5 protein-coding genes are annotated in these 6,590 nt (G+C 73.2%); 3 read left to right on the forward strand and 2 right to left on the reverse strand.

Annotated elements, in window-relative coordinates:
* Nucleotides 1-152 precede the first annotated feature (152 nt).
* The 3 genes from AB0O19_RS32915 to AB0O19_RS32925 all read left to right on the forward strand — a co-directional run bounded on the left by AB0O19_RS32915 (nucleotide 153) and on the right by AB0O19_RS32925 (nucleotide 3,816).
* Nucleotides 153-1,055, forward strand: a complete 903-nt coding sequence (locus AB0O19_RS32915; protein ID WP_363624836.1) for an NUDIX domain-containing protein — start codon at nucleotides 153-155, stop codon at nucleotides 1,053-1,055.
* A gap of 33 nt (nucleotides 1,056-1,088) precedes the next feature.
* Complete coding sequence (locus tag AB0O19_RS32920) at nucleotides 1,089-1,661, forward strand: NUDIX domain-containing protein (RefSeq protein WP_363624838.1); 573 nt, start codon at nucleotides 1,089-1,091, stop codon at nucleotides 1,659-1,661.
* A 130-nt stretch (nucleotides 1,662-1,791) separates the two neighbouring features.
* Nucleotides 1,792-3,816: an acetoacetate--CoA ligase gene (locus AB0O19_RS32925; RefSeq protein ID WP_363624839.1), complete on the forward strand. Its 2,025-nt coding sequence runs from the start codon at nucleotides 1,792-1,794 to the stop codon at nucleotides 3,814-3,816.
* 66 nt (nucleotides 3,817-3,882) lie between these two features.
* Here the strand turns inward: AB0O19_RS32925 and ptsP are convergent, their stop codons facing one another.
* Both ptsP and AB0O19_RS32935 read right to left on the reverse strand, forming a co-directional pair.
* A complete protein-coding gene (gene ptsP, locus AB0O19_RS32930) occupies nucleotides 3,883-5,553 on the reverse strand; it encodes a phosphoenolpyruvate--protein phosphotransferase (RefSeq protein ID WP_363586841.1) in 1,671 nt (556 codons plus the stop codon).
* Between the two features lie 99 nt (nucleotides 5,554-5,652).
* Complete coding sequence (locus AB0O19_RS32935; RefSeq protein WP_363586840.1) at nucleotides 5,653-6,102, reverse strand: PTS glucose transporter subunit IIA; 450 nt, start codon at nucleotides 6,100-6,102, stop codon at nucleotides 5,653-5,655.
* Nucleotides 6,103-6,590: the final 488 nt, after the last annotated feature.

The raw sequence follows: 6,590 nt of genomic DNA on the forward strand, positions 1-6,590 counted from the left end.
TCGGGCGCGGTCGTTCCTGGTCACAGCCTAGAAGCCGGGCATCCCCGCGGACCCGGAAAACCATTTGCCGACGGGGAACGGAATCGCTACGTTGTGCTCAGCCAGAGAACGACAGCACCCCGTACGGCGGCGAGCGCGGAGAGGAGCCGGTGATGGAAGCGGACGACCCGTCCACCCCGCCCCCGACCACGCCCGCGAGTGAGCAGGAGTGGCTCGCCGCCTACGACCCGCGCGCCTACGCCCCGATCGCCGTCACCGTCGACGTGGTCGCCCTGACCTTGCGCCACGGCGGCCTGCACGTCCTGCTCGTCCAGCGCGGCGCCCCGCCCCACCAGGGCTGCTGGGCTCTGCCCGGCGGCTTCCTGCGCGCCGGGGAGGAGAGCCTGGACGAGGCCGCCGCCCGCGAACTCGCCGAGGAGACCGGCCTGCTCGGCGGCTCCGAGGTCGAGGCCGCGCTCTGCCGCGTCCACCTCGAACAGCTCGGCACCTACGGCGCCCCCGAGCGAGACCCGCGCATGCACGTCGTCTCCGTCGCCTACCTCGCCTTCGCCCCCGACCTGCCCGACCCGCAGGCCGGCACGGACGCCGCGGCCGCCACCTGGCACCCCGTCGCCGACCTCGACCTGGGCATACGGCCCTGCGGCCGACCCCGAGCCGCCGGTGGGCCCGCCGACACCCACGGGGGTGGTGTCGGCGGGCCCACCGGCCAGTCCTCCCGCACGCTCGCCTTCGACCACGCGCGCATCCTCGCCGACGGCCTCGACCGCGTCCGGGCCAAACTCGAGTACAGCCCGCTCGCCACCGCCTTCCTGCCCTACGACTTCACCATCCCCGACCTGCGCGCCGTCTACGAGGCCGTCTGGGACGAGAAGCTCCACCCCGGCAACTTCCACCGCAAGGTCCTCTCCGTCCCCGGCTTCGTCGAGAGCACCGGCGCCACCACCGCCCGCGGCGGCGCCCGCGGCGGCCCCCGGGCCCGCACGTACCGCGCCGGCGACGCCAGCCTCCTGCACCCCGCCCTGCTCCGCCCCACCCGCGACGGCGAGCTCCGCTGACGGCGGCCGCGCGCACCCGGCTACCATCCGGCCATGACCACTGACGACCCGACACGCGCGGTCAACCAGCCGTTCTCCCACTGCCACTTCTGCGGCACGCCCTACCCGGCCGGCACCGACCACTGGCCCCGCACCTGCCCCGGCTGCGCCGAGATCAGCTACCGCAACCCGCTGCCCGTCGTGGTCACCCTCCTCCCGGTCACCCGCCCCGACGCCGACCCCACCCTCGTCGTCATCCGCCGCACCATCGAGCCCGGCTACGGCCAACTCGCCTTCCCCGGCGGCTACGTGGACTACGGCGAGAGCTGGCAGCAGGCGTGCGTGCGCGAACTGTGCGAGGAGACCGGCATCCTGGCGGACGCCGCCGACATCACCCTGGTCGCCACCGACTCCGACGCCAGGGGCGGCTTCCTCTGCCTCTTCGGCCTGCTCCCGGCCCGTCCGCTCGCCGAACTCCCGCCCTCGCGCCCCACCGACGAGACCGACGGCTGGCAGCTCGCCGCCCCCGACACCCCGCTCGCCTTCCCCTTCCACACCCGGGTCTCCCGCTCCTGGTTCGGCGGCGAGTTCAGCGGTGAGTCCGGCGGCGGGATCTCCGGCCGCTGACCGGCCCGGCACCCACCGGGCGGACCCTGGCGCGGCGGCCGCTCGCATGGCATGGTCTGCACCGACAGCCCAACCGGACGGGCCTGCCACAAGCACTCCCGTCCCCACCACCGGCCGGGAGACCACCACCGTGAGCACCCCACCCCAGGACCAACCGCTCTGGCGCCCCAACCCCGCTCGCGCCGCAGCCACCAGCCTGGTGGCCTTCCAGGCCTGGGCCGCCGAACACCACGGCGCCCCGGCCGCCCCGCTCGCCCCGGCCGCCGACGACCAGCAGGCCGCCCAGCGCTACGCCGACCTGCACGCCTGGTCCACCGCCGACCTCGACCGCTTCTGGACCGCGATCACCCAGTGGTTCGACGTCCGCTTCACCCAGGCCCCCGAGGCCGTCCTCGCCGACCCCGCCATGCCCGGCGCCCGCTGGTTCCCCGGCGCCCGCCTCAACTACGCCGAACACGCCCTGCGCGCCGCCGAGGACCCGGCCAACGCCGACCGCCCGGCCGTCCTGCACCTCGACGAGACCACCGAGCAGCCGGCCGTCCTCACCTGGTCCGAACTGCGCCGCCAGGTCGGCTCGTTGGCCGCCGCCCTGCGCGCCCGGGGCATCGGCCCCGGCGACCGCGTCAGCGCCTACCTGCCCAACATCCCGCAGGCCGCCGTCGCCCTCCTCGCCACCGCCGCCGTCGGCGCGATCTGGACCAGCTGCGCTCCCGACTTCGGTGCCCGCAGCGTCCTGGACCGCCTCCAGCAGATCGAACCCGCCGTCCTCTTCGCCGTCGACGGCTACCACTACGGCGGCAAGGACCACGACCGCACCGAGGTCGTCGCCGAACTGCGCCGCGAACTCCCCACCCTGCGCACCGTCGTCCACGTCCCGCTGCTCGGCGCCCCCGCCCCCGAGGGCGCCCTGCACTGGGACGACCTGGTCGCCGACGACGTCGAGCCGGTCTACGAGGCCGTCCCCTTCGACCACCCGCTCTGGGTGCTCTACTCCTCCGGGACCACCGGCCTGCCCAAGGCCATCGTCCAGAGCCAGGGCGGCATCCTGCTCGAACACCTCAAGCAGGCCGGCCTCCACCTCGACCTCGGCCCCCAGGACCGCTTCCTCTGGTACACCTCCACCGGCTGGATGATGTGGAACTTCCTGCTGGCCGGCCTCCTGGTCGGGGCCACGATCGTCACCTACGACGGCAGCCCCGGCCACCCCGACACCGGCGCCCTCTGGTCGGTCGCCGCCCGCACCCGCGCCACTGTCCTCGGCACCTCCGCCGCCTACGTGATCGCCAGCCGCAAGGCCGAGCTGCACCCCGGCCGCGACCTCGACCTCTCCGCCGTCCGCTGCATCGGCACCACCGGCTCCCCGCTCCCGCCCGACGGCTTCCGCTGGATCTACGAGGAGGTCAAGGAGGACGTCTGGCTCGCCTCCGTCAGCGGCGGCACCGACGTCTGCTCCTGCTTCGTCGGCGGCGTCCCCACCCTGCCCGTCCACCTCGGCGAGATCCAGGCCCCCTGCCTCGGCGCCGCCGTCGAGTCCTGGGACGTCCAGGGCCACCCGCACACCGACACCGTCGGCGAACTCGTCGTCACCAAGCCCATCCCGTCCATGCCCACCGGCTTCTGGAACGACCCCGAGGGCACCCGGTACCACGACAGCTACTTCGACATGTACCCCGGTGTCTGGCGCCACGGTGACTGGATCACCGTCACCTCCCGCGGCACCGTCGTCATCCACGGCCGTTCCGACTCCACGCTCAACCGGCAGGGCGTCCGGATGGGCTCCTCGGACATCTACGAGGTCGTCGAGCGCCTCCCCGAGATCGCCGAATCCCTGGTCATCGGCCTGGAGGAGCCCGACGGCGGCTACTGGATGCCGCTGTTCGTCGTCCTCGCCCCCGGCGCCGAGCTCGACGAGGGGCTGATCGGCCGCATCCGCACCTCGCTGCGTACCGAACTCTCCCCGCGCCACGTCCCCGACGAGGTCATCGCGGTGCGCGGCCTCCCGCACACCCTCACCGGCAAGCGCATCGAGGTCCCGGTCAAGCGGATCCTCTCCGGCACCCCGCTGGAGCAGGCCGTCAACCCCGGCTCCGTCGACGACATCGACCACCTGCGCTTCTTCGAGCAGCTTCGCCGCGACCGGCAGAGCCCCGCCTGACCGGGCACGCCGAAGGGGTGCTCCCACCGGCCCGGTGGGAGCACCCCTTCCTGCTGTTCACCTGTCCTACTCGCCCGACAGCACCTGCTGTGCGGCGGCCCGCGCCTCCTCGGCGCTGTCCGTCGCCCGGGCCGCCTCGGCCGCCCGGCGGCACTGCGCCAGCGTGTACTTGGCCAGCGTCGACCGCACGTAGGGGATCGAGGCCGAGCCCATCGAGAGGCTGGTGACGCCCAGACCGGTCAGCACCACGGCCAGCAGCGGGTCGGCGGCCGCCTCACCGCAGACGCCGCAGCTCTTGCCGGTGGCCTGCGCCGCCTCGGCGGCCGCGGCGATCAGGTCCAGCAGCGCCGGCTGCCACGGGTCCTGCAGCCGGGCCAGCGCGCCCACCTGACGGTCGGCGGCGAAGGTGTACTGCGCGAGGTCGTTGGTCCCCAGCGAGAGGAACTCGACCTCCTGGAGGATCGACCGGGCCCGCAGCGCGGCCGACGGGATCTCCACCATCGCGCCGAACTTGGCCTCCAGCCCCGCCTCGCGACACGCCTGGGCGAAGTCCTTGGCGTCCTTGCGGTCGGCCACCATCGGGGCCATCACCTCAAGGTGCACCGGCAGGCCCTCGGCGGCCCTGGCCAGCGCCCGCAGCTGCGTCCGCAGCACCTCCGGGTGCTCCAGCAGGGTGCGCAGACCGCGCACGCCCAGCGCCGGGTTCGGCTCGTCGGCCGGGGTGAGGAAGTCCAGCGGCTTGTCCGCGCCCGCGTCCAGCGCCCGGACCACGACCCGGCCCTCCGGGAACGCCTCCAGCACCTTGCGATACGCCTCGACCTGCTTCTCCTCGGTGGGCGCCTTCGCGGAGTCGTCCAGGAAGAGGAACTCGGTCCGGAACAGGCCGACGCCCTCGGCGCCGTTCTCCAGCGCGGCCGGCACGTCCGCCGGGCCGCCCACGTTGGCCAGCAGCGGCACGCGGTGCCCGTCGGAGGTCTGCCCCGGGCCGGAGGACGCGGCCAGCGCGGCCTTGCGCTGGGCGGCGACCGCCCGCAGCTCGTCCTGCTTCTCCTGCGAGGGGTCCAGCAGCACGTCACCGGAGCTGCCGTCCACGGCGACGACGGTGCCCTCGGCGACGTCCGTCGCGGCGGGCAGCGCGACCACGGCCGGCACGCCCAACGCCCGCGCCAGGATGGCGCTGTGGCTGGTCGGCCCGCCCTCCTCGGTCACGAAGCCGAGCACCAGCGTCGGGTCGAGCAGCGCGGTGTCGGCCGGCGCCAGGTCCCGCGCGAACAGCACGTACGGCTCGTCGCTGTCCGGCACACCCGGCATCGGCACGCCCAGCAGCCGGGCCACGATGCGGTTGCGGACGTCGTCCAGGTCGGCGACCCGCCCGGCCAGGTAGTCGCCGGCGGAGGCGAGCAGGGCCCGGTAGGCGGCGAAGGCGTCGTACACACCGCGCTCGGCGCTGCTGCCGACGGCGATCCGGCGGGACACGTCGGCCATCAGCTCCGGATCCTGAGCCATCAGCGCCTGGGCCTCCAGGACGGCCTGCGCCTCGCCACCGGCCAGGTTGCCACGGGCGATCAGGTCCGCGGCGACCGCCTCGACGGCGGCCTGGGCACGGGCCTGCTCGCGGGGGGCGTCCTCGGTCGGGATCTGGGTGGCCGGGGGCTCCAGCACCGCCGTCCCCATGTGCCGCACCTGGCCGATCGCGACCCCGTGGCTGACACCCACGCCGCGCAGCGTCTTCTTCATGTCACCTGTCTCCGCTGAGAGGAGCGGCCCCGCCGGGAACCGCTGTGTGCCGGGCCGCCCCGACAACTCCTGCGGGGCGGGTGTGTGCAAAGTAAGAGGTCAGCTCCAGCTGAACAGGGCCTCGCCGGAGACGGCCTCGCCGTCCTCCCGCAGGTCGCCGAGCGAGTCGGCGTTCGCCTCCAGCGCCACGATCGGCGAGATGGGCGACTTGCCCGCGGCCTCGACGGCGGCCGGGTCCCACTTGATGACGGCCTGACCGCGGGTCACCGTGTCGCCCTTGTTGACCAGCAGCTCGAAGCCCTCGCCGTTCAGCTGCACGGTGTCGATCCCCAGGTGGGTCAGTACACCGTGGCCCTCGGCGTCCACCACGACGAACGCGTGCGGGTGCATGGAGACGACGACGCCGTCCACCGGAGCGACCGCCTCGGTCGGCCGGCGCTCCGGGTCGATCGCGGTGCCGGGGCCGACCATCGCGCCGGAGAACACCGGGTCGGGCACGCCGGCGAGCCCGACGACCTTGCCGGTCAGCGGCGACGTCACAGTGGTCATGGTTCTGCCTCCCAAGTGAGCGGTACAGCGAGCGGCCGCGAGCAGCGGCAGGACGATCGACTGAAGCCTAAATCATGTCAACTTCGGACATCTGCTGACATTCCCGGGCGAAGACCCACACCCAGTCCGGCTCGTCGTCCGGCGGCTCACCGACCGTTTAGTGGTCTAGTCCTCTTAGTCGATGCGCCGCACTCTACAGGCATCTTGGCGAATCGGGACCATTGCTGTATATGCTCGCGAGAGCAACAAATCATGCCGCCGACCGGGTGACACCGGGAGCGCCCCGATTCGCACTCCGGCGGGCGACCCGCTATGGTTGGCCGAGTCGCCGCGACTTGGCGGTTAACACCAGATTTCAGATGCGAAAACCTCCGGTAAACGGGGCGGAAAACGTCTGGTAAGCTGGGAACACGAAAGAACGAAGCGCCCGGAGGGCCCGCTGGAAGGCGGTCCGAAGGAAGTGTCCGTTCCTTGAGAACTCAACAGCG

The organism is Kitasatospora sp. NPDC091276, from assembly GCF_040684355.1.
Lineage (GTDB): Bacteria > Actinomycetota > Actinomycetes > Streptomycetales > Streptomycetaceae > Kitasatospora.